This window comes from Glaciimonas sp. PCH181, assembly GCF_003056055.1.
Taxonomy (GTDB): domain Bacteria; phylum Pseudomonadota; class Gammaproteobacteria; order Burkholderiales; family Burkholderiaceae_D; genus Glaciimonas.
In genome coordinates this window covers 1-2,598 of record NZ_PYFP01000004.1, presented here as the reverse complement: position 1 = coordinate 2,598, position 2,598 = coordinate 1, and the positions used below count along the sequence as shown (strand labels likewise).

Sequence of the window (2,598 nt, the reverse complement as noted above, 5' to 3'; positions counted from 1 at the left end):
CATAAGCGTGCTTAACTGCGAGACTGACAAGTCGAGCAGGTACGAAAGTAGGACATAGTGATCCGGTGGTTCTGTATGGAAGGGCCATCGCTCAACGGATAAAAGGTACTCTGGGGATAACAGGCTGATTCCTCCAAGAGTTCATATCGACGGGGGAGTTTGGCACCTCGATGTCGGCTCATCACATCCTGGGGCTGTAGCCGGTCCCAAGGGTATGGCTGTTCGCCATTTAAAGTGGTACGTGAGCTGGGTTTAAAACGTCGTGAGACAGTTTGGTCCCTATCTGCCGTGGGCGTTGGAAATTTGAAGGGGGCTGCTCCTAGTACGAGAGGACCGGAGTGGACGAACCTCTGGTGTACCGGTTGTCACGCCAGTGGCATTGCCGGGTAGCTAAGTTCGGAAGAGATAACCGCTGAAAGCATCTAAGCGGGAAACTTGCCTTGAGATGATATTTCCCGGGAACTAGATTCCCCTAAAGGGTCGTTCGAGACCAGGACGTTGATAGGCTGGGTGTGGAAGCGTAGTAATACGTTAAGCTAACCAGTACTAATTGCCCGTGCGGCTTGTCCCTATAACCTTAGCAGGTTATATATAAGCTAATGAGATATGTGTTTGCCTGAAAAGTGCAATCATACCCAGTGTTGGGGTAACGAAACCCTCGTTACCCCAACACATGAAACAAACTTTACTTCTTCTAGATTGCGTTGTGTGTTGCCCGATTGGGAACATATGACACTACAGTTTATGCCTGATGACCATAGCGAGTTGGTACCACCCCTTCCCATCCCGAACAGGACCGTGAAACGACTTTGCGCCGATGATAGTGCTGCAACCAGTGTGAAAGTAGGTCATCGTCAGGCTTTTATTAGAAAACCCTCCCAGAGAAATCTGGGAGGGTTTTTGCTTTGGGCAATCGAAATCGAATCGAAATCGGATCGATAGTCCCGGTACCACCATTCTTCATATGTAAGCGTCGTTCAAAGGCCGTATTGACAGCCCCGCATTTCAGCGGCTATTGCTTTGGCGCAGATATGATCGCCAGCCTAGATGCCAGATTCCAAGGCAGGAAGTCATCAATTTGATTGACGGGATGATCGGCAATATGCGTCAGGACGTAGCGCAACCATGCTGCCGGATCGACGCCATTGAGTTTAGCCGTCCCAATGAGCGAGTAGATAGCGGCGGCACGTTCGCCGCCATTGTCGGAGCCTGCAAACAGATAATTACGTCGTCCAATGGCGATACCGCGCAATGCGCGTTCGGCGGCCGAATTATCGATCTCGATGCTGCCATCGTCGCAATAGCGGGTTAATGCTGGCCATAAATTGAGGGCGTACAGGATCGCCGCAGTAGTATCGGATTTGCGCGACAGCGTCAACAAACTTGCCCGCAGCCAGCTTTCCAACGCATCAATGAGCGGGCGCGACTGCGCCTGGCGCACTGCCTGTCTTACCTGTGGCGGTTTGCCACGTATGCTTGCTTCGATCTCATACAATGCGCCGATGCGGCGCAAGGCTTCAGTGGTGATTGGCGAGGCCCGTGCTGCATGCAAGTCGAAGAATTTGCGTCGCGCGTGCGCCCAGCACGCAGCCTCCTGTACACGACCGGTTGCATAAATCGCGTTGAATCCGGCATACGCATCGGCCTGCAGAACGCCGGCGAATTTCGCCAGATGGGTCTGAGGATGGATACCTTTGCGGTCCGGCGTGTAAGCGAACCAGACTGCCGGGCATCGGTTGATCCCGATGGCCGGTCGTCGCGGACATACGTCCACAGTCTGGCTGTTTTGGTCTTGCCATTGCCGGGTGCCAGTACCGGGGATCGGGGTGTCGTCGGCATGTAATTTGGTCGTTGCCATCACATGACGGCGTACCGCATCGACCAGCGGTCGCAGCAGGCTGCTGGCAGCACCGACCCAGTCTGCCAATAATCCCCGATCCAGTTCCACACCTTCCCGGGCATAGATGACCGATTGCCGGTAGAGCGGAAGATGATCAGCGAACTTGCTCACCAGAATATGGGCGAGTAATCCGGGCCCCGCCAGACCGTGCAATCGGACGGCTGGGTGCCGGCGCCTGGACGATGCAGTCGCAGCAGGTGCAAGCGAGTTTGGGACGCACATGCCGGATGACCCGAAAGCTGGCCGGGACGAATTCAAGTTGCTCGGCAACGTCACTGCCGAGATGACGCAAATCGCCACCGCAATCGGGGCAGGCGGCATGCTCTGGCGTATAGATCTTCTCGTCCCGGGGCAAATGGGGCGGTAGCGGTTTGCGTGGTATCTTCGGACGCACTGGCTTCGTTGCCGGGGCAGCGCTGGCAACGTCACTTTCTTCTGTCTGCAAATCTTCTAACCGTAATTCGAGTTGTTCAATTTGCCGGTCCAGCTTCTCGGATTTGCGGCCGAACTGCAGCCGTTTGAGTTTGGCGATGAAGAGCTTGAGGTGTTCGATTTCGATGCGATGTGAGGACAGTGCGTCCTGTAGCTGCGCCACCGTTTCCCCGTGCAACGCAATGACCGCATCACGATCGGTAATCATCGCTTTTAAAGCGCTGATATCGTCGGGAAGGTGGGGCGGCGTTGACATGCCCCGTAGT

Annotated in this window: 2 protein-coding genes and 2 rRNA genes; 2 read left to right on the top strand and 2 right to left on the bottom strand. The window is 54.9% G+C overall.

Going from position 1 to position 2,598, the window contains the following annotated elements:
• Both C7W93_RS23055 and rrf read left to right on the top strand, forming a co-directional pair.
• Window positions 1–571: ribosomal RNA gene (locus tag C7W93_RS23055) — 23S ribosomal RNA — on the top strand; the annotation flags it as partial.
• A 176-nt stretch (window positions 572–747) separates the two neighbouring features.
• Window positions 748–860 (top strand): 5S ribosomal RNA (rrf, locus tag C7W93_RS23050).
• A gap of 152 nt (window positions 861–1,012) precedes the next feature.
• Here rrf and C7W93_RS23045 read toward each other — a convergent pair.
• Window positions 1,013–2,011, bottom strand: a complete 999-nt coding sequence (locus C7W93_RS23045; RefSeq protein ID WP_255419214.1) for an IS66 family transposase — start codon at window positions 2,009–2,011, stop codon at window positions 1,013–1,015.
• The coding region (locus tag C7W93_RS25220) for an IS66 family transposase zinc-finger binding domain-containing protein (protein ID WP_225870016.1) at window positions 1,995–2,598 on the bottom strand (604 nt) is incomplete at its 5' end. The genes C7W93_RS23045 and C7W93_RS25220, both read right to left, overlap by 17 nt.